23 protein-coding genes are annotated in these 26,872 nt (G+C 64.4%); 13 read left to right on the forward strand and 10 right to left on the reverse strand.

Going from position 1 to position 26,872, the window contains the following annotated elements:
• The first annotated feature begins 6 nt into the window (after nucleotides 1-6).
• From nuoL to ACODSM_RS03680, 5 genes are all read left to right on the forward strand, one after another.
• Nucleotides 7-2,040, forward strand: coding sequence for an NADH-quinone oxidoreductase subunit L (gene nuoL, locus ACODSM_RS03660; protein WP_488804352.1), 2,034 nt, complete (start codon nucleotides 7-9; stop codon nucleotides 2,038-2,040).
• 13 nt (nucleotides 2,041-2,053) lie between these two features.
• Nucleotides 2,054-3,529, forward strand: a complete 1,476-nt coding sequence (locus ACODSM_RS03665; RefSeq protein WP_015013280.1) for an NADH-quinone oxidoreductase subunit M — start codon at nucleotides 2,054-2,056, stop codon at nucleotides 3,527-3,529.
• 29 nt (nucleotides 3,530-3,558) lie between these two features.
• Entirely contained in the window at nucleotides 3,559-5,052 is a 1,494-nt protein-coding gene (gene nuoN, locus ACODSM_RS03670) for an NADH-quinone oxidoreductase subunit NuoN (RefSeq protein ID WP_488804353.1), read from the forward strand.
• Between the two features lie 73 nt (nucleotides 5,053-5,125).
• Nucleotides 5,126-5,431, forward strand: a complete 306-nt coding sequence (locus tag ACODSM_RS03675) for a DUF2818 family protein (protein ID WP_488804354.1) — start codon at nucleotides 5,126-5,128, stop codon at nucleotides 5,429-5,431.
• A 158-nt stretch (nucleotides 5,432-5,589) separates the two neighbouring features.
• Entirely contained in the window at nucleotides 5,590-6,078 is a 489-nt protein-coding gene (locus ACODSM_RS03680) for a DUF1178 family protein (RefSeq protein WP_488804355.1), read from the forward strand.
• A 49-nt stretch (nucleotides 6,079-6,127) separates the two neighbouring features.
• On the opposite strand, the gene ACODSM_RS03685 is transcribed toward ACODSM_RS03680, so the two are convergent.
• Nucleotides 6,128-7,963 (reverse strand): ABC transporter transmembrane domain-containing protein, encoded by a 1,836-nt coding sequence (locus ACODSM_RS03685; protein WP_488804356.1) that lies wholly within the window; start codon nucleotides 7,961-7,963, stop codon nucleotides 6,128-6,130.
• Nucleotides 7,964-8,341: 378 nt separating this feature from the next.
• On the opposite strand from ACODSM_RS03685, the gene ACODSM_RS03690 reads away from it, so the two are divergent.
• The 5 genes from ACODSM_RS03690 (at nucleotide 8,342) to ACODSM_RS03710 (ending at nucleotide 13,078) form a co-directional block, all read left to right on the forward strand.
• A complete protein-coding gene (locus tag ACODSM_RS03690; RefSeq protein ID WP_015013285.1) occupies nucleotides 8,342-9,112 on the forward strand; it encodes an ABC transporter ATP-binding protein in 771 nt (256 codons plus the stop codon).
• On the forward strand, nucleotides 9,112-9,825 hold the full coding sequence (locus ACODSM_RS03695) for an ABC transporter ATP-binding protein (RefSeq protein ID WP_060987252.1): 714 nt from the start codon (nucleotides 9,112-9,114) through the stop codon (nucleotides 9,823-9,825). Before ACODSM_RS03690 ends, ACODSM_RS03695 begins: the two co-directional genes overlap by 1 nt.
• A 59-nt stretch (nucleotides 9,826-9,884) precedes the next feature.
• On the forward strand, nucleotides 9,885-11,081 hold the full coding sequence (locus ACODSM_RS03700) for an ABC transporter substrate-binding protein (protein ID WP_015013287.1): 1,197 nt from the start codon (nucleotides 9,885-9,887) through the stop codon (nucleotides 11,079-11,081).
• A 98-nt stretch (nucleotides 11,082-11,179) separates the two neighbouring features.
• A complete protein-coding gene (locus tag ACODSM_RS03705) occupies nucleotides 11,180-12,064 on the forward strand; it encodes a branched-chain amino acid ABC transporter permease (protein ID WP_015013288.1) in 885 nt (294 codons plus the stop codon).
• Nucleotides 12,065-12,076: 12 nt separating this feature from the next.
• Nucleotides 12,077-13,078 carry a branched-chain amino acid ABC transporter permease gene (locus ACODSM_RS03710; protein ID WP_488804357.1) on the forward strand — a complete coding sequence of 334 codons (1,002 nt, stop codon included), beginning with the start codon at nucleotides 12,077-12,079 and terminating at the stop codon, nucleotides 13,076-13,078.
• A gap of 56 nt (nucleotides 13,079-13,134) precedes the next feature.
• Here the strand turns inward: ACODSM_RS03710 and ACODSM_RS03715 are convergent, their stop codons facing one another.
• The 3 genes from ACODSM_RS03715 to ACODSM_RS03725 all read right to left on the reverse strand — a co-directional run bounded on the left by ACODSM_RS03715 (nucleotide 13,135) and on the right by ACODSM_RS03725 (nucleotide 16,431).
• Nucleotides 13,135-14,304 (reverse strand): lipocalin-like domain-containing protein, encoded by a 1,170-nt coding sequence (locus ACODSM_RS03715; RefSeq protein ID WP_488804358.1) that lies wholly within the window; start codon nucleotides 14,302-14,304, stop codon nucleotides 13,135-13,137.
• Nucleotides 14,305-14,324: 20 nt separating this feature from the next.
• On the reverse strand, nucleotides 14,325-15,383 hold the full coding sequence (locus ACODSM_RS03720; protein ID WP_488804359.1) for a PLP-dependent cysteine synthase family protein: 1,059 nt from the start codon (nucleotides 15,381-15,383) through the stop codon (nucleotides 14,325-14,327).
• Between the two features lie 106 nt (nucleotides 15,384-15,489).
• Nucleotides 15,490-16,431, reverse strand: coding sequence for a LysR family transcriptional regulator (locus ACODSM_RS03725; RefSeq protein ID WP_488804360.1), 942 nt, complete (start codon nucleotides 16,429-16,431; stop codon nucleotides 15,490-15,492).
• A gap of 107 nt (nucleotides 16,432-16,538) precedes the next feature.
• On the opposite strand from ACODSM_RS03725, the gene ACODSM_RS03730 reads away from it, so the two are divergent.
• Nucleotides 16,539-16,823: a DUF4242 domain-containing protein gene (locus tag ACODSM_RS03730; RefSeq protein ID WP_015013293.1), complete on the forward strand. Its 285-nt coding sequence runs from the start codon at nucleotides 16,539-16,541 to the stop codon at nucleotides 16,821-16,823.
• Between the two features lie 107 nt (nucleotides 16,824-16,930).
• Here ACODSM_RS03730 and ACODSM_RS03735 read toward each other — a convergent pair whose 3' ends face one another.
• Nucleotides 16,931-19,600 carry an FtsX-like permease family protein gene (locus ACODSM_RS03735; RefSeq protein WP_488804361.1) on the reverse strand — a complete coding sequence of 890 codons (2,670 nt, stop codon included), beginning with the start codon at nucleotides 19,598-19,600 and terminating at the stop codon, nucleotides 16,931-16,933.
• Between the two features lie 160 nt (nucleotides 19,601-19,760).
• Here ACODSM_RS03735 and ACODSM_RS03740 point away from each other — a divergent pair, with 160 nt between their 5' ends.
• The gene (locus ACODSM_RS03740) at nucleotides 19,761-20,189 is read left to right on the forward strand and encodes an Hsp20/alpha crystallin family protein (RefSeq protein WP_015013295.1); all 429 of its coding nucleotides are present in this window, start codon (nucleotides 19,761-19,763) and stop codon (nucleotides 20,187-20,189) included.
• Nucleotides 20,190-20,225: 36 nt separating this feature from the next.
• On the opposite strand, the gene ACODSM_RS03745 is transcribed toward ACODSM_RS03740, so the two are convergent.
• The 3 genes from ACODSM_RS03745 to ACODSM_RS03755 are packed head-to-tail and all read right to left on the reverse strand — an operon-like array spanning nucleotide 20,226 to nucleotide 23,102.
• On the reverse strand, nucleotides 20,226-20,876 hold the full coding sequence (locus ACODSM_RS03745; RefSeq protein ID WP_209817116.1) for an ABC transporter ATP-binding protein: 651 nt from the start codon (nucleotides 20,874-20,876) through the stop codon (nucleotides 20,226-20,228).
• Nucleotides 20,873-21,874: a tRNA (adenosine(37)-N6)-dimethylallyltransferase MiaA gene (gene miaA, locus ACODSM_RS03750; RefSeq protein ID WP_209817115.1), complete on the reverse strand. Its 1,002-nt coding sequence runs from the start codon at nucleotides 21,872-21,874 to the stop codon at nucleotides 20,873-20,875. Before miaA ends, ACODSM_RS03745 begins: the two co-directional genes overlap by 4 nt.
• Nucleotides 21,861-23,102 (reverse strand): multidrug effflux MFS transporter, encoded by a 1,242-nt coding sequence (locus tag ACODSM_RS03755; RefSeq protein ID WP_488804362.1) that lies wholly within the window; start codon nucleotides 23,100-23,102, stop codon nucleotides 21,861-21,863. The genes miaA and ACODSM_RS03755 overlap by 14 nt, the downstream gene beginning before the upstream one ends.
• A gap of 235 nt (nucleotides 23,103-23,337) precedes the next feature.
• On the opposite strand from ACODSM_RS03755, the gene ACODSM_RS03760 reads away from it, so the two are divergent.
• Entirely contained in the window at nucleotides 23,338-24,720 is a 1,383-nt protein-coding gene (locus tag ACODSM_RS03760; RefSeq protein WP_488804363.1) for a serine hydrolase domain-containing protein, read from the forward strand.
• 51 nt (nucleotides 24,721-24,771) lie between these two features.
• Here the strand turns inward: ACODSM_RS03760 and ACODSM_RS03765 are convergent, their stop codons facing one another.
• Both ACODSM_RS03765 and ACODSM_RS03770 read right to left on the reverse strand, forming a co-directional pair.
• On the reverse strand, nucleotides 24,772-25,605 hold the full coding sequence (locus ACODSM_RS03765; RefSeq protein WP_488804364.1) for an alpha/beta hydrolase: 834 nt from the start codon (nucleotides 25,603-25,605) through the stop codon (nucleotides 24,772-24,774).
• A 124-nt stretch (nucleotides 25,606-25,729) separates the two neighbouring features.
• Nucleotides 25,730-26,863, reverse strand: a complete 1,134-nt coding sequence (locus ACODSM_RS03770; RefSeq protein WP_488804365.1) for a PilT/PilU family type 4a pilus ATPase — start codon at nucleotides 26,861-26,863, stop codon at nucleotides 25,730-25,732.
• Nucleotides 26,864-26,872: the final 9 nt, after the last annotated feature.

Genomic DNA, 26,872 nt, shown 5'->3' on the forward strand with positions numbered 1-26,872 from the left:
TCAAGAATGAGTCAAACCCTCTCTGCTTCAACGCTCCTGGCTGTGCCTTTGGCACCGCTTGCGGGCGCCGTGCTGGCCGGCATCTTCGGTACGACCTTCGGTGGTAACTGGATCGGTCGTCGTTTGAGCCACACCCTGACCATCCTCGGCGTACTGGTCGCGTTCATCCTGTCGGCCATGACGCTCAAGAGCGTTGCACTCGACGGTGCCCGCTTCAATGAAACCCTGTACACCTGGATGGTGGTGGGTGGCCTGAAGATGGAAGTGGGCTTCCTGATTGACAGCCTCACCGCGATGATGATGGTGGTCGTGACCTTCGTGTCGTTGATGGTTCACATCTACACCATCGGCTACATGGAAGAGGACGAGGGCTACAACCGCTTCTTTGCCTACATCTCGCTGTTCACGTTCTCCATGCTCATGCTGGTCATGAGCAACAACCTGCTGCAGCTGTTCTTCGGCTGGGAGGCTGTGGGCCTGGTGTCCTACCTGCTGATTGGCTTCTGGTTCAACAAGCCTACTGCTATCTTCGCCAACATGAAGGCGTTTCTGGTCAACCGCGTGGGTGACTTCGGCTTCATTCTGGGCATTGGTCTGATCGCCGCCTACACCGGCACCCTGAACTATGGCGAGATCTTCGCCAAGGCTGGCGATCTGGGCGCGCTGTCGTTCCCCGGCACCAGCTGGATGCTCGTCACCGTGATCTGCATCTGCCTGTTCATCGGTGCGATGGGCAAATCAGCCCAGTTCCCGCTGCACGTCTGGTTGCCCGATTCGATGGAAGGCCCCACCCCCATTTCGGCACTGATCCACGCGGCCACCATGGTGACGGCCGGTATCTTCATGGTGTCGCGCATGTCACCGCTGTTCGAGTTGTCGGACACCGCGCTGAACTTCATCCTGGTGATCGGTGCCATCACGGCATTGTTCATGGGTTTCCTGGGCATCATCCAGAACGACATCAAGCGTGTGGTGGCCTACTCCACGCTGTCCCAGCTGGGTTACATGACGGTGGCCCTGGGCGCTTCGGCCTACTCGGTGGCCGTGTTTCACCTGATGACCCACGCGTTCTTCAAGGCGTTGCTGTTCCTCGGGGCTGGCTCGGTCATCATGGGCATGCACCACAATCAGGACATTCGCTGGATGGGCGGCGTGCGCAAGTACATGCCGATTACCTGGATCACCTCGCTGCTCGGCTCGCTGGCCTTGATCGGCACGCCACTGTTCTCGGGTTTCTACTCTAAGGACAGCATCATTGAAGCCGTGCACTTCAGCCACCTGCCAGGTGCGGGCTTCGCGCACTTCGCTGTGCTGGCAGGCGTGTTCATCACCGCGTTTTATTCGTTCCGGATGTACTTCCTGGTCTTCCATGGCAAGGAGCGTTATGACCAGAACCCGGAGGCTCACCACGACGATCACCATGGCCATGATGACCACCACGGTCATGATGCCAAGCCGCACGAGTCGCCCTGGGTGGTGACAGTCCCCTTGGTGCTGCTGGCGATCCCGTCAGTGGTGGTGGGTTTCCTGTTCATCCAGCCCATGCTGTTCGGTGATTTCTTCAAGGATGTCATTTTTGTGGATGCTGCCAAGCACCCGTCCATGGCACACATTGCTGAGCATTTCCACAGCGCATGGGAGATGGCTCTGCATGGTTTGAAGACGGCTCCGTTCTGGCTTGCCGCAGCGGGTGTGGCTACCTCGTACTACATGTACATGGTCAACCCCGCGGTGCCTGCGGCACTCAAGCGCTTCTTCGAGTCGATCAAGGTCTACCAGCTGCTGGAAAACAAATACGGCATGGACTGGATCAACGAGAACATCCTGGCCCGTGGTGCCCGTGCACTGGGCGTGGGTCTCTGGAAGGGCGGAGATCAGGCGGTGATCGATGGCGCCTTGGTCAATGGGTCTTGGAAGTTGGTGCGCTGGGTGGCCGGTGCCGTGCGTTGGGTGCAGTCGGGCTTCATCTACCACTATGCGCTGGTCATGATCCTGGGTGTTTTTGTGCTCATGACGTATTTCGTCTGGCTCAACAAGTAGGAGAAGAATAAAAATGGGTCTGTTGAGTCTTGCAATCTGGACACCGATTGCGTTTGGTGCGCTGTTGCTCGCCATCGGGCGCGACGAACATGCGCGTGCAGTGCGGTGGTTGGCGCTGGTGGGAGCCTTGATTGGGTTCCTGGTCACGCTGCCTCTGTACGATGGCTTCAAGCTGGGTACGGCAGCCATGCAGTTCGTGGAGAAGGCCGACTGGATCGAGCGCTTCAATATCCACTACCACCTCGGGGTGGACGGCATCTCCTTCTGGTTCGTGCCGCTGACAGCATTCATCACCGTCATCGTGGTGATTGCTTCCTGGGAGTCCATCACCGAGCGCGTGAACCAGTACATGGGTGCTTTCCTGATCCTCTCGGGGCTCATGATCGGTGTCTTCAGTGCACTCGACGGCATCCTGTTTTACGTGTTCTTCGAAGCCACGCTGATCCCGATGTATCTGATCATCGGTATCTGGGGCGGCCCCAACAAGATCTACGCAGCGTTCAAGTTCTTCCTGTACACGCTGCTCGGCTCGCTGCTGATGCTGATCGCGCTGATCTACCTGTACAACCAGTCGGGTGGCAGCTTTGACATTGCCACCTGGCACCAGCTGCCATTGAGCGGCCGTGCGCAGACCCTGCTGTTCTTTGCCTTCTTTGCCGCCTTTGCTGTGAAGGTGCCCATGTGGCCCGTCCACACTTGGCTGCCCGATGTGCACGTGGAGGCGCCTACCGGTGGCTCCGCAGTGCTGGCCGCCATCATGCTGAAGCTGGGTGCCTACGGTTTCCTGCGGTTTTCGCTGCCGATCGCTCCTGACGCTGCACGCCAGTGGGCATGGCTGATGATTGCCTTGTCGCTGATCGCCGTGATCTACGTGGGTCTGGTGGCCATGGTCCAGAAGGACATGAAAAAGCTGGTGGCCTATTCGTCGGTGGCGCACATGGGCTTTGTGACCCTGGGCTTCTTCATTTTCAACGACCTGGGTGTCTCTGGCGGTATCGTTCAGATGATTGCGCACGGTTTTGTGTCCGGCGCCATGTTCCTGTCCATCGGCGTGCTTTATGACCGCGTTCACTCGCGTGAGATTGCCGCCTATGGTGGCGTGGTCAACACCATGCCCAACTTCACGGCGTTTGCTTTACTGTTTGCCATGGCCAACTGCGGTCTGCCAGGCACGGCCGGTTTTGTGGGCGAATGGATGGTGATCCTGGGTGCCGTCAAGGCCAATTTCTGGATCGGTCTGGCCGCTGCCACGGCGCTGATTTTTGGTGCTGCCTACACCCTGTGGATGTTCAAGCGTGTGTACCTGGGCCCCGTGGGCAATGACAACGTCAAGGGCTTGACGGACATCGACAGCCGCGAGTTCCTGGTACTGGCTGTTCTGGGCATCGCGGTGCTGGCCATGGGCCTCTACCCTCGTCCGTTCACCGATGTGATGGACACCTCGGTGGCAGAACTGCTCAAGCATGTCGCGCAGACCAAGCTGAACTGAACAGACCAGACTGAACTGAGAGATTCGAGATGATTGACAACATCAGCTGGCTAGCGATTTACCCCGAAATTGTGCTGTTGACCATGGCCTGCGTGATTGCGCTGGTCGATCTGGGTGTTCACAGCCCTCGCCGCACCAGCACCTACGTGCTGACCATGCTCACGCTGGCTGTGGTGGCTGCCCTGCAGGGCATGTACGCCAGCAGCGGTAACACCTTCTATGGTTTTGGCAACATGGTGGTGAGCGACGCCATGGGTAACTGGCTCAAGTGCTTTGCCACCGTGGCCATGATGGTCACCCTGGTGTACGGCCGCCCCTATGCTGCCGACCGCGACATGCTGCGCGGGGGCGAACTGTTCACGCTGTCCATGTTCGCCTTGCTCGGCATGTTCATCATGATCTCGGGCAACAACTTCCTGGTGATCTACCTGGGTCTTGAGCTGCTGACACTGTCGAGCTATGCCTTGGTGGCATTGCGCCGTGACAACGCCACGGCCACGGAAGCAGCCATGAAGTATTTTGTGCTGGGCGCCATGGCCAGTGGCTTCCTGCTCTATGGCTTGTCCATGGTGTACGGTGCCACGGGCTCGCTGGACATCGGTCAGGTGTTCAAGGCAGTCAACTCCGGCCAGATCAAGCATCAGGTGCTGGTGTTCGGCTTGGTGTTTGTGGTGGCAGGTCTTGCTTTCAAGCTGGGCGTGGTGCCTTTCCACATGTGGATTCCCGATGTGTACCAGGGCGCTCCCACGGCCGTGACGCTGATGATTGGCGGCGCGCCCAAGCTGGCTGCCTTTGCCATCACTATCCGTTTGCTGGTGGACGGCCTGCTGCCCTTGGCCATCGACTGGCAGCAGATGCTGGCTGTGCTGGCGATTGGTTCGTTGCTGGTGGGTAACCTAGCAGCCATTGCGCAGACCAACCTCAAGCGCATGCTGGCGTACTCCACCATTTCCCAGATGGGTTTTGTGCTGCTGGGCCTGATGTCCGGGGTCATCAACGGCAACGTGGACGCCACTGCGGTGGAGAACGCCTACAGCGCCTCGATGTTCTACGTCATCACCTATGTGCTGACCACGCTGGCAGCGTTTGGCGTGATCCTGCTGCTGGCCCGCGAAGGTTTCGAGAGCGAAGAAATCTCCGATTTCGCAGGCCTCAACCAGCGCAGTCCCCTGTACGCTGGTGTGATGGCAGTCTGCCTTTTCTCCATGGCGGGCATTCCTCCTCTGGTGGGCTTCTACGCGAAGTTGGCGGTTCTGCAGGCCCTGGTGGCCTCGGGCCAGCCGATTTACATGGCGATGGCCGTGTTTGCCGTGATCATGTCGCTGATCGGTGCCTTCTACTACCTGCGTGTGGTGAAGGTGATGTATTTCGATGCACCGCTCACAGCGACCAATGTGTCTGCCCCGGTGGATGTGCGCGTAGTGCTGACCATCAACGGCGCTCTGGTGCTGGTGTTGGGCTTGTTGCCAGGTGGCTTGATGGCCCTCTGCGCAGACGCCGTGGTGCGCGCACTGGCGACCTGATCGGGAGAGCAGGCGCCCGCACTGTGCGGGCAACTGTTCATCCGTCGAATTTCTCTCCTCGATCAGTTTTTCTGTGTCACTCACCGGATCGGTCTGGCTCGTGATTGTGGCGGCGTTGATCGCCGCCAACCTGCCGTTCATCAACCAGCGGTGGTTGGTGGTGGGGCCTACAGCGGCTCACGGCAAGCCCTTGGTCGGACGGTTGGCTGAACTGATCCTGTTGTATTTTTTGGTGGGCGGTCTGGCCTTGCTGCTGGAGCGGCGTGCAGGCCAGATTGCACCGCAGGGATGGGAGTTCTACGCCATCACCGGCACCATGTTTTTGACGCTGGCCTTTCCCGGCTTCGTCTACCGGTATCTGCTGCGTCGCCACGGGTGAGGGCCTTGGCTGGATCGTGTTGAAGCGTCGGCGCTTCCGCGACCTTTGCTTTACCGGTTTCGCTGATCGGGCGAAGCACTCTTGTATGTAACCCTGCACCTTGGTGTGCCCGGTTTCCTCGATCTCTTGATGGTGCGGACCGGCGTACGATGCATCTTATGAAGGTACTGGATCTCCAATGTCAGCACGGCCATGTCTTTGAAGGCTGGTTTGGTTCTGAAGATGACTTTCAGAGCCAAAAGCAGCGCGGCCTGGTGCAGTGCCCTTTGTGCGCGGACATCCGCATTGACAAGCGTCTGAGCGCGCCGCGCCTGAATCTGGGTGCCCGCGAGCCCACTGCGGCCCCAGTGACACCTTCCGGCACATCTTCCGTTTCGCGCGCTGCTGCCGATGCACCGGTCGAGGCATCGACGCTCCCACCCGCGCTACAGGCAGCCTGGCTGCAGCTGGCCCGCAAAGTCATTGCGAATACGGAGGATGTAGGCCCCCGTTTTGCCGACGAAGCCCGGCGCATGCACCACGGCGAGATCCAGGAGCGTGCCATCCGTGGTCAGGCCACCGCGCAAGAGGCATTGCAGCTCCTGGACGAGGGCATTGCCGTCATGCCGTTGCCCCTGCCAGCGGCAGCCAAGGAAACCTTGCAGTAGCCCTGTGCGGGTGTTCTGAGTGTGGATGCCCTGCCGAGAGGCGCCGCGATCAGCTGGTGAACTGCAGCGCCGCGAGGCGCGCATACACCCCACCTTGCGCCATCAGCGCGCTGTGGGTGCCTTGCTCCACGATCTGACCGTGGTCCAGCACCACGATGCGGTCGGCATTTTGTACGGTGGCCAGGCGATGGGCGATCACGAGGGTGGTTCTTCTGCCCGTGTGGCGCTGCATGGCGGTGTCCAGCGCTGCCTGCACCATGCGCTCGCTCTCCGCGTCCAGCGCGCTGGTGGCCTCGTCCAGTAGCAGCAACGGCGGGTTTTTGAGCATGGCGCGGGCGATGGCGATGCGCTGGCGCTGGCCTCCCGAAAGCCGTACCCCCCGCTCGCCCAGAAACGTGTGATAGCCCTCCGGTAGGGCCATGATGAAGTCATGCGCAAAGGCCGCCTTGGTGGCTGCCATGACCTCTTGGTCAGAAGCATCTGGACGGCCATAGCGGATGTTGTCCATGGCCGACGCAGAGAAGATCACGGCATCCTGGGGCACGGTCCCCGTATGGGCGCGCAGCGTGTCCAGCATCAGGTCCCGGATGTCTACGCCATTCAGCAAGATGCGTCCCGCCGTAGCGCCTGGCCTGCCGGTCTGCCCGTTTCCATCCACGTCGTAAAAGCGCTGCAGCAACTGAAACACCGTGGTTTTTCCGGCGCCGCTGGCACCCACCAGCGCCACCGTCTCGCCGGGCGCCAGGTGCAGTGAGAAGTTTTGCAGCGCTGGCTGGTCCGGGCGCGACGGGTAGTGAAACTGCACGTTGTCAAACTGCACCTCCAGCCCCTGATCCGAAGTGGGCAGTCGTTGGGGTGCTGCAGGGTTCGCCACGGGGGACTGGCTGGACAGCAGCTCCATCAACCGCTCGGTGGCGCCCGCTGCACGCAGCAGGTCTCCGTAGACCTCGCCCAGCACGGCCACGGCGCTTGCCAGGAGAATGACATACACCACGGTCTGGCCCAGGTGGCCCGCGCTCATCTGTCCGGCCAGCACAGCCTCTGTGCCCCGGTACAGCCCCCAGAGCAGCAGCGCTGCGTTCGCAATGATGATGAAGGCCACGAGCAAGGCGCGTGCCTTGGTGCGCTTGACCGCCGTGCGAAACGCGTCTTCGGTGGCCCGCGCAAACCGCGTGGCCTCGCGGGGCTCGGCGGTATAGCTCTGCACCACAGGGATGGCGTTGAGCACTTCGGCTGCGATGGCACTGGAGTCCGCCACGCGGTCCTGGCTGTCGCGTGACAGCCGGCGTACCTTGCGCCCAATCCACATGGTGGGCAGCACGACCAGCACCACGGCCAGCAACACCACCGACATCACATAGGGATTCGTCCACACCAGCATGACGAGGGCTCCCAGGCCCAGCACGGCATTGCGCAGCCCCATCGACAGCGACGAACCCACCACGGTCTGTACCAGGGTTGTGTCTGAGGTCAGCCGCGACAGCACCTCGCCGGTCTGGGTGGTCTCAAAGAACTGGGGGCTTTGCTGCAGCACATGGCTGTAGACGGCGTTGCGCAGGTCGGCGGTGACGCGCTCCCCCAGCCAGCTCACCATATAAAAGCGCGCGGCTGAAAACCCACCCAGCGCCACAGCCACGGCAAACAGCTCTTCAAAGTGCCCACGAAGGGCCATGGCCTGCGCTCCCCGGTCACCCGTCGCAGAAACCAGGCCTCCATCGATGAGATTGCGCAGCGCCATGGGAAACGCCAGGGTGGCCAACGCCGCCAGCACCAGGAACACCAGCGACAGTGCAATACGCGCACGATACGGGCGCAAGAAGGGCAGCAGTCCCGTGAGCGAGCGAGGGGCGCCACGGGCGGGCGCGGAGGAGGGGAGAGAGGGCATCGTGGCAGTGTAGGCGGCGCAGCCGGGCGCTGCAGGAGGGGCGCGGTCTAGCCCCTCTATGACTGTAGGTGGTGCCCACGGCGGTGAATGCCAAGGCCTGTCAGCAAAAAGTCAGTGAGGAGCGCGGCGCTGCGCCACCACCAGTTGCCAGCTTCTGAACCTGCCGCGGCGCCAGATTGAGCACTGGCGCGCTGCCCACGCCCGCACATCCCGGGCGCTGTGCGCCCTCAGGGCGGGTACGTAGGCATTTATACATAGGCATTAGTCCCAGTATCTACCGCAGGGTAGGGAGACATACGATGCGTTGCGATCCAACCTCCCCGGAGACCTTGTTGCAAGGCTCCTCATTTCAGCACCTTACGGAGCGGCCAAGGCGCAATGAGCGACGTCATTCTTGAAACCAACAGCCTGACCAAAGAGTTCAAGGGCTTCACCGCCGTCAGTGACGTGAACCTGGCCGTTCGGCGCGGGTCCATCCACGCGCTGATCGGCCCCAACGGTGCAGGCAAGACCACGTGCTTCAACCTGCTCACCAAGTTTCTGGAGCCGACTTCGGGTGTCATCCGCTTCAACGGGCATGACATCACGCGGGAGCAGCCCGCGCAGATCGCACGCCGCGGGGTGATCCGTTCGTTCCAGATTTCGGCGGTGTTCCCGCACCTCACACTCATCGAGAACGTGCGCCTGGGCCTGCAGCGCAAGCTGGGCACGTCGTTCCACTTCTGGCGCAGCGAGCGCACCTTGCGACAGCTGGACGACCGCGCCATGCAACTGCTGACCGAGGTGGGGCTGGAAGACCTGGCCGATGAGGTGACCGTGAACCTGCCCTATGGCCGCAAGCGCGCACTGGAGATCGCCACCACGCTGTCGATGGAGCCCGAGCTGATGCTGCTGGACGAGCCCACCCAGGGCATGGGGCACGAAGACGTGGACCGCGTCACGCAGCTCATCAAGAAGGTTTCTGCCGGCCGCACCATCCTGATGGTGGAGCACAACATGAAGGTGGTCTCCACCATCGCAGACCGTATCACGGTGCTGCAGCGCGGCGCCGTGCTGGCCGAAGGGCCCTACGCAGAAGTGTCCAACAACCCCCAAGTCATGGAAGCCTACATGGGCACGACCGACGGCCAACTGCAGGGAGCGCACTGATGGCTGGCGTTCCCGCACTCGAAATCAAGAACCTCGAAGCCTGGTACGGCGAGTCGCATGTGCTGCATGGCGTGGACATCGTCGTCCAGCCGGGCGAGGTGGTCACGCTGCTGGGCCGCAACGGCGCAGGCCGCACCACCACCATGCGCGCCATCATGGGCCTGACCGGCGCACGCAAGGGCTCGGTCAAGATCAACGGCGTGGAAACCGTGAACATGCCCACGCACCGCATTGCGCACCTGGGCGTGGGCTATTGCCCCGAAGAGCGTGGCATCTTCTCCAGCCTGTCGTGCGAAGAAAACCTGCTGCTGCCCCCCGCGCTCAAGACCAAGACCCCGGGCATGTCGGTGCAAGAGATCTACGCCATGTTCCCCAACCTGGCCGAGCGCAAGAACAGCCAGGGCACGCGCCTCTCGGGGGGCGAGCAGCAGATGCTGGCCGTGGCCCGCATCCTGCGCACTGGCGCCAATCTGCTGCTGCTCGATGAAATCTCCGAAGGCCTGGCGCCCGTCATCGTGCAGGCCCTGGCCCGCATGATCACCATGCTGCGCCAGAAGGGCTACACCGTGGTCATGGTCGAGCAGAACTTCCGCTTTGCCGCGCCCCTGGCCGACCGCTTTTACGTCATGGAGCACGGCCGCATCGTGGAGAAGTTCGGCGCCGCCGAGCTGGAGTCCAAGATGCCCGTGCTCAACGAACTGCTGGGCGTCTGAGCCACGCCCACATCCTTTCCCCACCGTTTTCTTCCACCACACCAACAGGAGACAAATCCATGAAGAAACAACTCAAAGTGCTGGCACTGATGCTGGGCGTCGCAGGTCTGGCCACGTCGGCCGCGCACGCGCAGGACAAGGTCAAGATCGGTTTCATCACCGACATGTCCAGCCTGTACGCCGACGTGGAAGGCAAGAACGGTGCGGTCGCCATCCAGATGGCGATTGACGATTTCGGAGGCAAGGTGCTGGGCCAGCCGATCGAGCTGATCTCTGCGGACCACCAGAACAAGGCCGACATCGCAGCCTCCAAGGCGCGCGAATGGATCGACACCCAGGGTGTGACGATGGTCTTCGGCGGCACCAACTCCGGTACCGCACTGGCCACGGCCAAGGTGGCAGCCGAGAAGAAGCGCGTCTACATCAACAACGGCGCTGCCACCTCGGCCCTGACCAACGAGCAGTGCTCGCCCTACACCGTGCACTATGCGTACGACACCGTGGCACTGGCCAAGGGCACGGGCTCGGCCATTGTGGACGGTGGTGGCAAGAGCTGGTACTTCCTGACGGCAGACTACGCCTTCGGCCATGCGCTCGAAGCCGACACCACCGCCGTGGTCAAGGCCAAGGGCGGCAACGTGGTGGGTGCTGTGCGCCACCCGCTGAACGCGTCGGACTTCTCGTCCTTCCTGCTGCAGGCACAGAACTCCAAGGCGCAAATCCTGGGCCTGGCCAATGCAGGTGGTGACACCATCAACTCCATCAAGGCTGCCAAAGAGTTCGGCATCGGCAAGAGCATGAAGCTCGCCGGCCTGCTGATCTTCATCTCCGACGTGCACAGCCTGGGCCTGCGCAACACCGAAGGCCTGCAGTTCACCACCAGCTGGTACTGGGACCTGAACGACGAGACCCGCAAGTTCTCGGCCCGCTTCTTCGAGAAGACCAAGCGCATGCCGACCGAAATCCAGGCGGCTGACTACTCGGCCACCATGAACTACCTCAAGGCCGTGGAAGCCGCCAAGTCGGTGGACGCCGACAAGGTCATGACCACATGGCGCGGCATGAAGATGAACGACTTCTTCGGCTCGGGCCAGCTGCGCGCCGACGGCCGTTATGTGCACGACATGTACCTGATGGAAGTGAAAAAGCCTGCAGAGTCCACCAAGCCCTGGGACTACTACAAGCTGATCAAGAAGCTGCCTGGTGACTCCGTGTTCACCACCAAGGCCGAGAGCAAGTGCCCGCTCTGGAAGTAAACCCCTGAGAGGGCCCACGCCGGCCTGGCTGTCCCAGCGGGACGCCGGTCCCGGTGTGGCCCTCTGACCTGAACTCTCTCCACCTGCTGCTGCCTCCCATGGAAATCTTTGGTGTCTCATTGCCCGGCCTGTTGAGCCAGCTCCTTCTGGGGCTGGTCAACGGATCGTTCTACGCAATCCTCAGCCTGGGGCTGGCTGTGATCTTTGGCCTGCTCAACGTCATCAACTTTGCGCACGGTGCACTGTTCATGACCGGGGCATTGCTGACATGGATGGCCATGAACTACTTCGGCATCAACTACTGGTTGATGCTGGTGCTGGCACCGCTGGTGGTGGGCCTGTTCGGGGTGCTGATCGAGCGCCTGCTGCTGCGCTGGATCTACAAGCTCGACCATCTGTACGGCCTGCTGCTCACGCTGGGCCTGACCCTGCTGATCGAAGGCGTGTTCCGTTCCATCTATGGCGTGTCGGGCCTGGGCTACGACACTCCCGAGCTGCTGGAAGGCGCGACCAACCTCGGCTTCATGATCATGCCCAACTACCGTGCGTGGGTGGTCGTGGCCTCGGTGGTGGTGTGTATCGGCACCTGGTACGTGATCGAAAAAACCAAGCTCGGCGCCTACCTGCGCGCCGGTACTGAAAACCCGCGCCTGGTGGAAGCCTTCGGCATCAACGTGCCGGTGATGGTGACACTGACCTACGCCTTCGGAGCTGCGCTGGCCGCCTTTGCGGGTGTGCTGGCTGCTCCCGTGTACCAAGTCACGCCGCTCATGGGGCAGAACCTCATCATCGTGGTGTTTGCCGTGGTGGTGATTGGCGGCATGGGCTCCATCATGGGCTCCATCCTCACCGGGCTGGGCCTGGGGGTCATCGAAGGCTTCACCAAGGTGTTCTACCCCGAAGCGTCTTCCACCGTGGTGTTCGTCATCATGGTCATCGTTCTTCTCATTCGCCCCGCCGGCCTGTTCGGCAAAGAAAAATAAGGGGCTGCCAGCATGAATTCCAAGAACACTGCCACCATCGGTTACGGCCTGCTGTTGCTGGCCCTCATTGCTGCGCCTTTTCTCGGTGCGTATCCGGTCTTTGTGATGAAGCTCATGTGCTTTGCACTGTTTGCTTCTGCGTTCAACCTGCTGCTTGGTTACACCGGCCTGCTGTCGTTCGGCCATGCGGCCTTCCTGGGTGGCGCTGCCTATGTTGCCGGCCACGCCATCAAGGTGTGGGGCCTGACGCCTGAAGTGGGCTTGCTGCTCGGCACCGCCGGGGGCGCGTTGCTGGGCCTGCTGTTTGGCTGGCTGGCCATTCGCCGCCAGGGCATCTACTTCTCCATGATCACACTGGCGCTGGCGCAGATGCTGTTCTTCGCCTGCCTGCAAGCTCCTTTCACGGGCGGTGAAGACGGCCTGCAAGGCGTGCCGCGCGGCAAGCTGTTTGGCGTGATTGATCTCAAGAGTGACTTGGTCATGTACTACGTGGCGCTGGTCATCGTGGTCGCTGCGTTCATGCTGATCGTGCGCACCATCCACTCGCCGTTTGGCCAGGTGCTCAAGGGCATCAAGGAGAACGAGCCCCGCGCCATTTCGCTAGGCTACGACACGCACCGCTTCAAGCTGCTCGCTTTTGTGCTGTCGGCTGCCCTTGCGGGTCTCGCCGGCGCGCTCAAAACGCTGGTGCTGGGCTTTGCAACGCTGTCGGACGTGCACTGGACGGCCTCGGGCCAGGTCATCTTGATGACGCTGGTGGGTGGCCTGGGCACGCTGTCGGGCCCGCTCATCGGCTCGGCTGTGGTCGTGCTGCTGGAGAACAAGATTGGCGAGTTTGGCAACCTGCTGGCCGCACTGACCAGCGTGGAATGGTTCAAGACCCTGGGCGAGTCTGTCACCATGGTCACAGGCCTCATCTTCGTGATCTGCGTGCTGGCCTTCCGCCGCGGCATCATGGGCGAGATCATCGCCTGGCTGGCACAACGCCGCGCAGGCAACTCTGCCAAGCATTGAAGGGGTGACACCGTCCGGTTTGGCGGTATCTTTCTGACATCAAGCCGCTGCAGCCTTCACAGGCGCAGCGGCTTTGCGTATCCGGTCATCTCCAGGTACCCCCTGCCCACGGGTTGGCCTTTGGCGTCCATCAGGTCCGACAGCCCTTCCCAATAGATCGCACCCGTCGACCCGCTGCTGTCCAGCTCCTGGCTGTCCAGCAGCGCATTCACGGCAAAAGTACCCGCGGGCGTTTGCACCTGCCATTGCACCGGGTAGCGCGCGCCACTGTGTGGGCTGGTCCACCACCGCAAGGGCGTGAACGCCACAGACTGCGCCACAAACACCTGCACCGGCTGCCCCGGCGCCCGCCACGATCCACCCGCCCACAACGCCGTGCCGTCAGCGCGCCGCAGGCGAAAAGCCGTGAGCGCGCTGCCGTCGTGCAGGTTCATGCCAATCCAATCCCACCCCTGGGCGTCAGGGTGCAGCAGTGCCTCGCTCCACTCGTGGTCCATCCAGGCGCGGCCGGTGTCGGGCGTCACCGCCATGCGCTTGTTGGCCACCTGCAAGGTGCCGCTGACAGCGAGCTGGGGCTGGCTGTAGTAATAGCTGGCCTGCTCGGCGTCCGGCCCCTTGCGGGACAGCCCTTGCTGTCCCTGCAGCAGCACGGGCTGGGTGCTGTCAAACACCAGGTCCAGCCCAAACTCGCTACCCACGATGTGGGTGGTGTAGCGGCTGGCTGCAAAGTCTGGCTTTCCGCGTGCGGTGTCGCTGCGTTCCAGCGTCCAGTCCTGCAGGCGGATGCGGGTGTCGGCCTCACTGGCCTGCGCCACCCCAAAACCTGCACGCGCAATCCGCTGGTCATGCACCAGCCGCTGGCCACGCACATCGGTGATGGCGGCGTGCGCAAACAGCAAGTGTTTGGCCGCAAAGGCGGACTGCAGCTGCTGCGTGCCATCCACCCGCGAGCGGAAGAACGTGATCTGAAAACCCCAAGGCTGCCCCTGCGCCTGCACATGGCCGGTGATGTACCACCACTCGGTGCGCAGCTCCGGGTGGCTGCCGTGGTCACGCGGAAAGACCAGCGTGCGTGCCGGCAAGGCATGCGCGGCAGGGGGCAGCCACCCAGCAGCCCCCACGGCCGCCAGGCCCCAGGGCATCTGCTGGGTCAGCCATTGCCGGCGCGTGACCATGGGGCCGGGGGCGAGCGGCAAAGAACCTGGGGGCAATGCGTGGGAGGGCATGGTGCAGTGCGTGGCTGGCATCAACCGATCAGGCCATCCACCTTCTGCTGCGCAGCCGAGCAATCGCCAAACGTGCGGTCCACCCATGCCGTGTCGAAGTACGTGGGCAGATACCGTTCGCCCGCATCACACAGCAGCGACAGGATGGAGCCGCGCTCGCCCCGCTCGCGCATCTCGCTGGCCAGTGTGAGCATGGCCATAAAGTTGGTGCCCGTAGATGGACCCACGCGCCGCCCCAGCAACTGCGACAGCGCGCGCATGGCGGCAATGGATTCGCAGTCCGCCACGTCCACCATACGGTCCACCAGCGTGCGGATAAAGCTCGGCTCCACACGCGGGCGGCCAATGCCTTCAATGCGCGATCCTGGTGCCGTCATCTGGGCATCGCCCGTGCGGTGGTAGGCGCTGAACACCGACCCCGCCGGGTCGGCCACACACACCTGCGTGGCATGGCGCTGGTAGCGCACATAGCGGCCAATGGTGGCACTGGTGCCGCCCGTGCCCGCGCCCACCACAATCCAGCGCGGCACCGGGTGCGGCTCGCGCGCCATCTGCGTGAACATGCTCTCGGCAATGTTGTTGTTGCCCCGCCAGTCGGTCGCGCGCTCGGCATAAGTGAACTGGTCCATGTAGTGGCCACCGGTCTCCCCGGCAATCGCCCGGGCCGCGTCGTACACATCGCCCGCGCTGTCGACAAAGTGGCAGCGCCCGCCCTGGAACTCGATCTGCGCCACCTTCTCCGGCGAGGTACTGCGCGGCATCACCGCCACAAACGGCAGCCCCAGCAGCCGCGCAAAGTAAGCCTCGCTCACCGCCGTGGAGCCGCTGGAGGATTCGACGATGGTCGAGCCCTCGTGCACCCAGCCATTGCACAGCGCGTACAGGAAGAGTGACCGTGCCAGCCGGTGCTTCAGGCTGCCCGTGGGGTGGGTGGATTCGTCCTTGAGGTACAGGTCGATGCCGTGGGCCGCGAAGGCGGGTAGGCGCAGGGGGATCAGGTGGGTGTCGGCACTGCGCTGGTAGTCGGCTTCGATGCGGGCGATGGCTTCGTGAAGCCAGGGGCTGCTGGGGCTGGTCATGCAGGGATTGTCGTGCATGCCGTACGAATCTCACCCTTAGGTAGTTGGCTGGTTTCGGCCCTGCCCAGACGTCTTGAACCATAAAACCCGAGACATGCCGTCGCCCTTATCCACCGAGGGTTTCCAGCCAGCGCCGGGTCTCACCGGCTTCGTCCAGCAACCATTGGCGAAAGCGCCTCAACTGCGGGCGCTGCAGAGTTTCGGCACGAAAACGCACCTGGAAAGCATGCGATGTACGGCGGCCGCTCGACACCGGAAACGGCAGCGAGAGCCGTCCCGCATCAATCGCCCCGCGCAGCAGCGCAATGCCGCAAAGTGCGAAACCTGCGTTGGCCATCACGGCGTCCACCGCAGGCGCGACGCGCTGGAATCGAATCCCGCGCTCGGGCGCTGTCCGTACCAGTTTCTCGGATGCGAGCCATTCGGCCCACTTCGGTGAATCCGGATCGTTGCGGTAGAAGTCCACATGCAGGAGTGGAAAGCCCTCTAGTCGCGTCTCGCCGCCCTTGGCTTCGACACGGTGTTCGTTCTCGGGAGAGGTGACGGGCAGCACAAGGTCGTGAAACAGCAGCTCGCCGGGTCGGTCCTCGCCAGCGCGGACGCTGCCGATGGGCCCGAAGAAGATTTCGCAGTCTGCAGCCACCATGCGCCGCCGTGGTTCCCCTTCTCCGTTGATCTCCAGCTGAATGTTGGGGTGCCTGGCCTGGAATGCCAACAGCCGTGGGGCTAGCCACAACTCAACGATGTCACTCGCGGCGGCAATGCGTATCTGCTGCCCCTTCTGCAATTCGAGCAGATCCGCTGCTAGCGCCAGCTCGCGAAATGCGGCGTGCAGATGGGGCAGTGCGCCGCTCAGTTCCGGCGTGGGCTGCAGGCCGGATCGACCTCTCACCAGAAGATCGATGCCCAGATAGTCCTCCAGCGCCTTCACCCGCTGCCCGACTGCCGCTGGCGTGATGGCGAGCCGGGAAGCAGCACCGGTCAGCGAACCGGTACGCAGCGCAAGTTCAAGAGCCTGCAACGCCCGCAGGTGGCTGGGTTGGTCCATGCGGTCAGACTAAAGCTTTTCGTTCACTGCATCAAGATTATTTAGCTTGATGCCAGGTGGGCGGAGGCTGAAGATGCACTCCTTATCAACCACGAAGGAGTAGAGCGATGTCTCAACTGAAGCGTTTCTTGATCGAGCGTGATATCCCGGGAGTCGGGGGTATGTCGATCGTTGAACTTTGTGGCGCCGCACGCGCATCGAACCAGGCCATTGCCAAGATCGGGCCCACCATCCAGTGGCAACACAGCTACGTGGCGGGCGACAGGACTTTCTGTATTTACCTGGCAGATAGCGAGGCAACCATTCGCGCGCATGCGGAGCTCAGCGGTATCCCCGTGGCCAAAATCACCGAGATTTCGCAAATCATTGACCCGACCACGGCGAACAACTGAGCGACCTCATCCGTGACAGGGAGAAAGGCCGGTTGACTGCGGAAAGCTGCTGTGAGGCTCAGTGGCGGTCAACCGGGCGCGGCGCATCGCGTCATCCTCATCGCGTCTCACCAATCCTCCTTCACCGCCATCACCGCATCCCTCCCCGCCGCCGCCCGCCCCGCCAGCCACGCAGTGACCGTGCCCGACACAATCACCGCAGCACACAACCCCAGCAACCTCCCCCCCGGCACCGCCAAATCCATCGTCCAGTGAAAACTCTGCGGGTTGACCACGTGCACCAGCACGACCGACACAGCCAGCCCCAGCAGCAAGCCCGCCGCCGCGCCCACCGCAGTCCACGCAGCCCCTTCGCCCGCCACAACGGTCAGGATCTGCCGTCGCGTGAGGCCCAGGTGGGCGAGCAGGCCGAACTCCTTGCGGCGCGCCAGCACCTGGGCGCTGAAGCTGGCGGCCACGCCGAACAGGCCGATGCCGATGGCCACGGCCTGCAGCCAGTAGGTAACGGCAAAGCTGCGGTCGAAGATGCGCAGCGAGCGTTCGCGGATGGCGCCGGACGAGGCGAACTCCACCAGGGCGTCGTTGTCGCTGCCGCTATCGCTGGCGCCTTGCGGCGTGTTGCTGCGTGAACGGCCTGCCTGTGCAGCGGCCAGTGCGCGTATCGACGCCTGCAGTGCGCCAATGTCTGCGCCCTCGCTGGGCCACAGGGCCAGGTCGCTGGTGCGGGCGTCGCCAGTCAGGCGCAGCCACACGGCGCGGTCCATCACCACGGCGCCGGACTGCCGGGCGTAGTCGCGCCAGACGCCTGCTATGTAAAAGATAGCTGGTTGCGCTTGTCCATCAAGCGCCAGGGGCATAAAAGACTTGGAAAGTGCGGGCCACTCCATGCCGGGGCGCAGGCCGTACAGGTCTACCACAGCCTCGCTGATGTACACGCCGGTGCGGCCCGCGGGCACGGGCAGGGCGTTGCCCACCAAAGGCAGGACCTGCGCCGGGTCGTCGCCCAGCGGGCGGCTCAGCACCGTGAGGGCGGGCAGGGTGGGCGAGAGCTGCAGCGGGCTGGCGCGCAGGGCGTGTACGCGATCCAGGCCCGGCAACTGGGCTACGGCTTCGGCAAAGCCGGCGGGCAGCAATGCGGCGTCGGAGCCGCCCGTGCCGCCCGCGCTGATGGCAGAGCGCACGTACAGCGGCGATGGCAGCACGGCATCCAGCCACTGGGTCACGGAGCCGCGAAAGCTCGACACCATCACCGTCAGCGCCACAGCCAGACTGAGGCTGGCTACCACGCCGCCCACGGCAATGGCGGCGCTGCCGCGCATGCGCCGCGCGCGCTCCAGCGCCAGCAGCGGCAGTGCATGGCGCGCCGCCAGCGGTTGCAGCCATGCCAGCAGCTCGGCCATGACCCAGGGCAGCAAGCCGATGCCGCCCACAAGCAGCATCCCGATGGCAACATAGGCTGCCAGTGGAATGCCGAAAACGGGTGGGACCAGGGTCAGCGCTGCACCGCCAGTCGCCAGGGCGATGCCTACCGTGCCTTTGTCGGCCTGGCTGGCGGTGGTGCCCAGGCCTTTCAGGGTCTGGGCCGGTGGCAGCCTTTGCGCTGCGCGTGCGGGCCACCAGCCGCCTGCCAAAGCCGCTGCCACGCCCAGCGCGCCGTACACCAGCGCGGCGGGGGCGCTCCACTGCAGCGCGGGCTGCACGCCTGCAAAGTAGCCGCCGCCCAGGTCGCCGCCCAGCAGCTGCAGCGCCGTGGCCGCCAGGGCGGTGCCGAGAGCAATTCCGAGCACGCTGCCCAGCAGCCCCAGCGCCGCCGATTCGGCCAGTACCAGCAGCAGGCGCTGGCGCGGTGTGGCACCCAGCACGGCCAGCAGCGCAAACTGCGGCCCACGTTGCGCCACGCTGAGCGCCAGCACCGAGAACACCAGAAACGCCCCGGTGAACAGTGCCACTAGCGCCAGCACCGTGAGGTTGACGCGGTAGGCGCGCGAGAGGTTGCTGATGCGCTGCGCCGCGTCGCCCGGCTGCGCAAACACGGCGTTGGCGGGCCAGCCGGGTTCGGCGCGCAGCGTGCGCTGCCAGGCGGTGGCGTCGGTGCCGGGCTGCAGCTGCAGGTCAATGCGCGTGAGCGCGCCCTGGCGCCCAAACAAGTCTTGTGCGGCGCCGATGTCCATCACCGCCAGCGGCGCGCCCCCGGCGGCCACGGTGCCCGCCACCTGCACGGACAGCGTTGCCTGCAGACCGGCATGGAGCGTGATCTGCGGCAGCTGCGCGGGCGCGGCGGTGGACAGCCCCAGCGCCTGCAGCGCTGCGGTGTTGAGAAACACGGTGGCCGGTGCAAACATGGCAAAGCGGTCGGCCGTGTCCCACGCCCGTGGCATCAGTGCAGGGGCCAGGGTGGGCAGAAGCAATGCGTCGGCACCCAGCACGCGCAGCGGTATGCGGGCCGGGCCGGTGGCGGTGGCGGCATCGCCCGCCTGCGCCACGATGGCCAGCTCCAGCAGCGGGCTGGCGCGGGCCACTTGCGGGTCGGTGGCGAGGCGTTCGTACAGCGCCTCGGGCAGGCCGCCTTGCATGGCGCGCAGCTCCAGGTCGGGCTGACCGTTGACGGCGCGCACGGCCTGCGAGAACTCGTCCAGCGCAGACGCATTGATCACGTGCACCGCAAACGCCAGCGCCACACCGAGCATCACGGCCGCCACCGCTGCGGCGCTGCGCCAGGGGTGGTGGCGCAGGTCTTGCCAGGAGAAGGTGCGGAGCAGGGCGAGCATGGGCTGCATTGTGGCCGCAGGGGACTGGTGCAGCAGCGTTTGATGCATATCAACCTTGCGTTTTGCACCCTCTTGAAGTGCTGAAAGGCTGCGCCTATCTTGGAGGCAGGGCCCGCCCTCCTGCGCAGGCTCAGTTGTCTGTTTCAACCCCTTTTCAGGAGCCAAAACCATGAACTCTCTTGTGACCCGCGGCAGTCTGTTTGACGATTTCTTCAAGGACATTGCCCCCGGCTTTTACGTGCGTCCGCTGCATGGCGACAACCTGCCTTCGCCCAGCCAGATCAAGGTGGATGTGAAGGAAACCGAAAGCGGCTACACGGTGCAGGCCGAAGTGCCCGGCGTGGCCAAGGAGGACATCCATGTCTCGCTCGAAGGCAATGTGGTGAGCCTGCGCGCCGAGGTGCGCCAGCACGATGAAAAGCGGGAAGGCGAAAAGGTGCTGCGCAGCGAGCGCTACTTCGGCGCCGTAGCCCGCAGCTTCCAGCTGCCTGCCGACGTGGACGCCGCGCAGGCCAAGGCCAAGTACGACAACGGCGTGCTGACGCTGAACCTGCCCAAGAAGGTGAACAAGGCGGCGCAGCGCCTGAACATCGAATAAGTGCCCGAAGCAGCTTTGGCTGCAACAGGACTCTGTCTATTCGGCAATACCGCTGGCCGTGAGCCGCAGCACCCGGTCGGCCCGCGCTGCGGCGGCGTCGGAATGGGTGACCAGCACCAGCGATGCGCCGTGCTCTCGCGTCTGGGCCAGCAGCAGGTCCATCACGCGCGTGGCGGTGGTGGGGTCGAGGTTGCCGGTGGGCTCGTCGGCCAGCAGCAGGGCGGGGCGGTGCACCAGCGCGCGGGCGATGGCCACACGCTGCAGCTGCCCGCCGCTGAGCTGCTGAGGCAGCCGTGCGCCCAGACCTTCCAGGCCCACGGCGGCCAGCATGTGCTGCACCCGGGCCGCGTCAGTTTGGCCCAGCAGCATCAGCGGCAGTGCCACATTCTGTGCCACGTCCAGGTGCGGCAGCACGTGGAAGGCCTGGAACACAAAACCCACATGGGCACGGCGCCACAGGGCGCGGGCAGTGTCGTCCAGCTGGCCCAGGTCGGTGGTGCCGTGGGTGATGCTGCCGGCGTCCCAGGTATCGAGGCCTGCCAGACAGTTGAGCAGCGTGGACTTGCCCACGCCCGAATCGCCCACGATGGCCACAAACTCGCCCGGCGCCACGGCGAACTGCACGTTGGCAAACACCGGCGTGCTGCCGTAGTGCTTGCCCAGGTTCTGCACACGCAGCAGCGTCATGGCGTGCGCTGCTCCAGTCGCTGCAGCACGGCCTGCACCAGGTGGGCCACGGCGTGGGGCTGGTCGCAGGCGATGGCGTGGCGCTGCGGCATGCTGCGCAGCCAGGTGATCTGGCGCTTGGCCAGCTGGCGCGTGGCGGCAATGCCGCGCTCGCGCAAGAAGGCGGTGTTCAGCGGCGTGCCAGCGGGGCGGCTGGCCTGGAAGTCGAGTTCTTCCCACACCTGCCGGTAGCCCACGCAGCGCATCGATGGCAAGTCGGGGTGGAGGTCGCCGCGTGCGCGCAGGGCCGTTACCTCGTCAATGAAGCCACCGGCCAGCATGGCGTCAAAACGCTGGGCGATGCGCTCGTGCAGCCAGGCCCGGTTGTCGGGCTCCAAGGAAAAAAGGGCTCTAGCGCTTTCTGGTAAAGCGCTGTTAGCTCCTGTTTTGGTAGTGTGAAAGCTCGACAGCGGCTGGCCCGAGACATGCCACACCTCCAGCGCGCGCTGGATGCGCTGGCTGTCGCCGGGGGCCAGGCGAGCCGCCGTCACCGGGTCCACGCGCGCCAGCTCGGCGTGCAGGGCGGGCCAGCCTTGCTCGGCCGCCTGGGCTTCGATCTTGGCGCGCACCTCGGGGTCGGCGGCGGGCATGTCGTCGATGCCATCAAACAGCGCCTTGAAGTACAGCATGGTGCCGCCCACCAGCAGCGGCAGTGCGCCGCGCGCGCGGATCTCGGTGATGAGCCGGGTGGCGTCCTGCACAAACTCGGCAGCGCTGTAGGCCTGCAGCGGGTCGCGGATGTCGATGAGGTGGTGGGGCACGGCGGCGCGCTCTTCGGGCGTGGGTTTGGCGGTGCCAATGTCCATGCCCCGGTACACCAGGGCCGAGTCCACGCTGATGATCTCGACCGGCCTGCCCTGCTTGCCCAGCACGGCAGCCAGCGCCAGCGCGCCGGCCGTCTTGCCTGATGCCGTGGGGCCCGCCAGAGCGATGGTGGGGAGGGTGTCAGGCGTGCTCACGGGGCGCTCCAAACTTCTGCACCAGGGTCCACGAGATCACGGCCAGTGCCACCGACCAGAACCAGATGCCATTGACCAGCGGCCACACCGTGCCATCAAGCCGCATCCCCAGCCAGCCGCCGATGGCAAACGCCGCCAGCATCATCATGAAACCGTTCAATGCCGATGCCACGCCGGCCGCCTTGGGGAAGGGCCCCACCGCGCCGCTTTGCCCGCAGGGCTGGTGGATGCCGTGCCCCACCATGAACAGGTAGAACGGCAGCGTCAGCGCCCAGGGCTGGTGCCAGCCCATCCAGGCCACCAGCGCCATCAGCGTGCCGCCACCGGCGCTCAAGGCCCCGGCAATGGCGACTGTGCGCTGCAAGCCAAAGCGCGCCAGCAGCGCGCGGCACACAAAGGTGCCCCCAAAGTAGGCCACGCAGGCCGAGGCCATGACCCAGCCGTACATGGTGCGCGTAAGGCCGAGCACATCGATGTAAACGAACGAGGACGACGCCAGAAACGTGAACAGGCCGCCGTAGGTGGCCGTGGTCTGCAGCGAAAACGCCCAGAAGGTGGGGCTGCGCAACACCTGTTGCCAGGTACCCACCAGCGCACTGGGCTGCAGCGCTTGGGGGTTGCGGTGGGCCAGGGTCTCGGGCAAGCGCAACGCCACCAGCGCCAGCGTGACCACGGCATACACCGTGAGTGCCAGCAGCGCAGCGCGCCAGCCCAGCCATTCGCTCAGCAGGCCACCCATGGGCGCGCAGATGCAGGCCACGATGCCCAGCCCCGTGAGCGCCTTGGACATGGCGCGGGCGCCCTCCAGCGGGGTGTACAGGTCGCGCACGATGGCGCGCGCGCACATCACCACGGCGCCCATGGCAGCACCCTGGGCGATGCGCCACAGAATGAGGAGACCCATGGTCGGCGCAAAGGCACTGCCCAGCGAGGCCACGGTGTAAATGGTGAGCCCTGCCAGCAGGATGGGGCGGCGGCCAAAGCGGTCAGACAGCGGGCCCCACACCATTTGCGAGCAACCGAACGCCAGCAACAGCCCGCTGAGCGTGAGCTGCGCGGCCGCCATGGGGGCGCCCAGGCTGCGGGTGAGCGCGGGCAGGGCGGGCAGATACAGGTCGGTGGTGACGGGCTGGATGGACAGCAGCAGGGCCAGCACCAGAATGGCCAGGCCGGGATGGATCGAGACAGGGGCGGCCGCAGACGCTGCGGTGGCGGAGGGGGCAGACATATCTGTCTGAGCGTACCAGAAGGGGTGGGCGCGCCACTGGCAGGTTGATTGCCGTGGGCCCGTGAGAACTTGCGCAGATTTGTGTATGACAGAGGTCGCACCGGTGACATCCTGGCGAGTGCAGGGCGAAGCACCATGGCGGCGCGGTGGCTGGCGGACCGACGAGCCTTGGACGCTGTTCTGAGGGGTACCGCGCCCAGATGCTGCACAACACAACATAAAGAGGAGACAAGACATGCACAAGATCCACAGCGCCTCCTTGGCGTACCCCCATCCCTCAGTGCGCTCTGCACCGCCCCGGCGTTCTGGCACAGCCGCTGCAACGCTGTGGCAAACCGCTTGCGCCGTGGCGGCGCTGGGTGTGGCCTTGTCGGCCCCAGCCCAGGCGCAGGCCCCGGCATTGCCTGCGCCAGAGACTGTGACGCTGGACAAGCTGGGCTACATGAGCACCTTCCCGCCCGAGGGGGCGCAGCGGGTGGACCTGAGCAACTCGTACAAATACCCGCAGCTGCGCTGGGCTGTGCAGCACCTGCGCGAGCTGCAGCCCACGCGCAATATCCGCCGGGGCGGTGCCGCGCCGTCGGCGCTGCCGGCCGACCCACGACCACTGGGCGCTGTGGCATTCGATGACGACAAGGGCCAGCCCATCACGGTGGACCAATGGTTCACCCGTACCTACACCGATGCGCTGGTGGTGATGCACAAGGGCCGCGTGGTGTACGAGCGCTACGACAACCAGATGAAGCCCTACTCGCCGCATCTGCTGTTCTCGGTCACCAAGTCGTTCACCGGGCTCATGGCGGCGCAGCTGGCGCACGAGGGCAAGATCGACCCCGAGGCGCTGGTGACCAAGTACGTGCCGGAGCTGGCCGAATCGGCCTGGGGCGACATGAAGGTGCGCGATGTGATGGACATGACGGGCGCCGTGCGCTTCCGCGAGGTCTACACCGACCCGACCACCGAGATCTTTGGCTACAGCTGGTCCAGCGGTCTGCTGCCCCGTCCGCCGGGCTACCAGGGGCCGACCAATGTGTACGACTTCCTCAAGACGCTCAAGAAGGAAGGCGAACACGGCGCCGGGTTTGTGTACCGCACCGTGCATTCGGAGGTGCTGGGCTGGATCGTGTCGCGCGCCACTGGCAAACACTGGGCGGAGTTGATGAGCGACAACATCTGGCAAAAGCTGGGCACCGAGGAAGATGCGCATGTGATGGTGGACAGCGTGGGCACGCCGCTGCAGGGCGCAGGCCTCAACGCCACGGCGCGCGACCTGGCGCGGTTTGGCGAGATGCTGCGCCTGGGCGGCAGCTTCAACGGCCAGAAGATTTTTGACAAGGCCGTGATCAACGACACCGCCAAGGGCGGCGACCGCGAGAAGTTCAAGATGGGTGGCATGGCCTTTCGGCCCGGCTACAGCTACCGCAACCAGTGGTGGGTGCTGCACAACGCCGATGGTGCCTACGAGGCTGCGGGCATCCACGGCCAGTTCATCCACGTGAATCCGGCTGCCGAGATGGTGGTGGTCAAGCTGTCGTCCCACCCTGTGGCGGGGGCAGGCTTTACCCACCCGCTCACCCTCAAGGCCTGGGCGGCGCTGGCGCTGGCGGTGCGCCGTTGACATTGCGCAGTTGGGACGTCGCGGCCGAAATGTCGCGTCGACCCGCTGCGCCTACTTCAGGTGAAACAGCGAGGCCACGGCCTCACGGTACTGCCGCTGCCCCACAGAGTTGGTGTTGTGGTGCGAGCCGCCTTCCACCAGTACAAACTGCTTGGGTTCTCGCGCTGCCTCGTACAGCTGGCGGCCGAGCGCGGGGCGGATCAGGCTGTCGTCGCTGCCATGCACCACCAGCAGCGGCGAGCCGATGTCGGCCACCTTGCGGATGGATTCAAACCGCTGCGTGATGAGCGGTGACACAGGCAACCAGCCCCACTTGAAGGTGCTGACCACGTCGGGGATGCTGGTGAAAGTGCCTTCGACGATGGTGCCCTTTTCATCCGGCACCTGGCGTGCCAGGTCGATGGCGATGGCGCCGCCCAGCGAGTGGCCGAAGATGTAGCGGGGCTTGTCCGGGTGCTGCTCGGCCAGCCAGTTCCAGGCGGCACGGGCGTCCTCGGCGGCGGTGGTTTCGGACGGCAGGCCTGCGCTGCTGCGCCCAAAGCCCCGGTAGTCGATGGCCAGCACCGAAAAGCCCAGCTCCTGCATGCGCCGGATGCGGCCTGAAGAGCCCGCCACGTTCCAGCGCGCGCCGTGCAGGTACAGCATCACCGGCGCGCTGGCCTTTGTGTGGGGCAACCACAGCCCGTGCAGGCGCTCGGCCTTGCCGGTGGTGTCGGAGGTGAATTCGATCCACACGTCCTGCATGCCTTCGGTGGACGGCGCGCCGCCCCAGCTGCGGTCGCTGGGCTGGAAGATCCATTCACGCTGTTTGGCGTCGAGTGTGGCGCAACCCACGCTCACGGCCACTGCCAGCGCCAGGGATGCAAGGAGAGGGATTCGTTTCATCGTCCGACAGATTCTGGCGCAGGTACAAAAGTTCGGTGAGCATCAAGCACGGGAGCCGGTGGCTTGCAGTGGTAGAGCAGACGATACCCCTGGCGCCGTCCCGGCGCCGGCGCCAGCACGCCGTTCACGACAGCCGCGAGGCCGACTGCATGGGCGAGGAGGTATCGATGGAAAGCTCTCCTGCATCCTGCGTGGTCACGCCGGCCGCCAGGCGCACACGCAGCGCCAGGTCGGTGCGCGAGTCCGCGTTGTGCAGGGCCTCGTCCAGCGAGATGCGGCCGTCGGTGTAGAGCTGGTACAGCGCCTGGTCAAAGGTGCACATGCCTATCTCGGTGCTGTGGCCCATGGCCTCCTTGATGCCCGAAAACTCGCCCTTGGCGATCAGGTCCGCGATGTAGGGCGAGTTGAGCATTACCTCCACCGCAGGCACCAGCTTTTCGTGCAGGCCGGGGATCAGGCGCTGCGAGATCACGCCAGCCAGGTTCAGGCTCAGGTCCATCAGCAGCTGGTGGTGCGCATCCTCGGGGAAGAAGTTGATGACCCGCTCCATGGCCTGGTTGGCATTGTTGGCGTGCAGCGTGGACAGGCACAGGTGGCCCGTCTCGGCATAGGCAATGGCCTGCTTCATGGTGTTGCGGTCGCGGATCTCGCCGATCATGATCACGTCGGGTGCCTCGCGCAGCGCGTTCTTCAGGGCTTCTTCGTACGACTGCGTGTCGATGCCCACCTCGCGCTGGTCCACCACCGAGCGCTTGTGCGCGTGCAAGAACTCCAGCGGGTCTTCGATGGTGAGGATGTGGCCCGTGACGTTCTCGTTGCGGTAGTTGATCATCGACGCCAGCGTGGTCGATTTGCCCGAGCCGGTGGCGCCGGTCACCAGCACCAGGCCACGCTTGCGCAGCACCAGCTTTTCCAGCACCGGGGGCAGGCCCAGTGCGGCCAGTGGCGGGATCTTGTTCTTGATGTAGCGCACCACCATGCCGGTTTCGCCGCGCTGCACAAACACGTTGACCCGGAAGCGCCCCAGGTTCTCGGCCGAGATCGACAGGTTCATCTCCTGCTTGGCCTCGAACTCGCCGATCTGCTTTTCGTTCATGACCGAGTAGGCCAGTTGCTTGACCTGGCCGGGCAGCAAGGCGGGCATCTTCAACGGGTGGGTGACCCCTTCGATCTTGAGATTGACCGGCGCGCCGACACTGAAAAAGAGGTCCGAGCCTCCTTTTTCGACCATGACGTTCAAGAAGCTGAAGATTTCCATGCCGGACTC

This window comes from Acidovorax sp. FG42 (assembly GCF_057809195.1).

Coding starts and splice junctions, on each gene's coding strand:
- ACODSM_RS03715 (WP_488804358.1), bottom strand. CDS start 14,304: ATGCCCTCCCACGCATTGCCCCCAGGTTCTTTGCCGCTCGCCCCCGGC.
- ACODSM_RS03710 (WP_488804357.1), top strand. CDS start 12,077: ATGAATTCCAAGAACACTGCCACCATCGGTTACGGCCTGCTGTTGCTG.
- ACODSM_RS03755 (WP_488804362.1), bottom strand. CDS start 23,102: ATGTCTGCCCCCTCCGCCACCGCAGCGTCTGCGGCCGCCCCTGTCTCG.
- ACODSM_RS03740 (WP_015013295.1), top strand. CDS start 19,761: ATGAACTCTCTTGTGACCCGCGGCAGTCTGTTTGACGATTTCTTCAAG.
- ACODSM_RS03765 (WP_488804364.1), bottom strand. CDS start 25,605: ATGAAACGAATCCCTCTCCTTGCATCCCTGGCGCTGGCAGTGGCCGTG.
- ACODSM_RS03770 (WP_488804365.1), bottom strand. CDS start 26,863: ATGGAAATCTTCAGCTTCTTGAACGTCATGGTCGAAAAAGGAGGCTCG.
- ACODSM_RS03700 (WP_015013287.1), top strand. CDS start 9,885: ATGAAGAAACAACTCAAAGTGCTGGCACTGATGCTGGGCGTCGCAGGT.
- ACODSM_RS03690 (WP_015013285.1), top strand. CDS start 8,342: ATGAGCGACGTCATTCTTGAAACCAACAGCCTGACCAAAGAGTTCAAG.
- ACODSM_RS03685 (WP_488804356.1), bottom strand. CDS start 7,963: ATGCCCTCTCTCCCCTCCTCCGCGCCCGCCCGTGGCGCCCCTCGCTCG.
- ACODSM_RS03665 (WP_015013280.1), top strand. CDS start 2,054: ATGGGTCTGTTGAGTCTTGCAATCTGGACACCGATTGCGTTTGGTGCG.
- ACODSM_RS03705 (WP_015013288.1), top strand. CDS start 11,180: ATGGAAATCTTTGGTGTCTCATTGCCCGGCCTGTTGAGCCAGCTCCTT.
- ACODSM_RS03745 (WP_209817116.1), bottom strand. CDS start 20,876: ATGACGCTGCTGCGTGTGCAGAACCTGGGCAAGCACTACGGCAGCACG.
- ACODSM_RS03680 (WP_488804355.1), top strand. CDS start 5,590: ATGAAGGTACTGGATCTCCAATGTCAGCACGGCCATGTCTTTGAAGGC.
- ACODSM_RS03760 (WP_488804363.1), top strand. CDS start 23,338: ATGCACAAGATCCACAGCGCCTCCTTGGCGTACCCCCATCCCTCAGTG.
- ACODSM_RS03730 (WP_015013293.1), top strand. CDS start 16,539: ATGTCTCAACTGAAGCGTTTCTTGATCGAGCGTGATATCCCGGGAGTC.
- nuoL (WP_488804352.1), top strand. CDS start 7: ATGAGTCAAACCCTCTCTGCTTCAACGCTCCTGGCTGTGCCTTTGGCA.
- ACODSM_RS03720 (WP_488804359.1), bottom strand. CDS start 15,383: ATGACCAGCCCCAGCAGCCCCTGGCTTCACGAAGCCATCGCCCGCATC.
- nuoN (WP_488804353.1), top strand. CDS start 3,559: ATGATTGACAACATCAGCTGGCTAGCGATTTACCCCGAAATTGTGCTG.
- ACODSM_RS03725 (WP_488804360.1), bottom strand. CDS start 16,431: ATGGACCAACCCAGCCACCTGCGGGCGTTGCAGGCTCTTGAACTTGCG.
- ACODSM_RS03695 (WP_060987252.1), top strand. CDS start 9,112: ATGGCTGGCGTTCCCGCACTCGAAATCAAGAACCTCGAAGCCTGGTAC.
- ACODSM_RS03735 (WP_488804361.1), bottom strand. CDS start 19,600: ATGCAGCCCATGCTCGCCCTGCTCCGCACCTTCTCCTGGCAAGACCTG.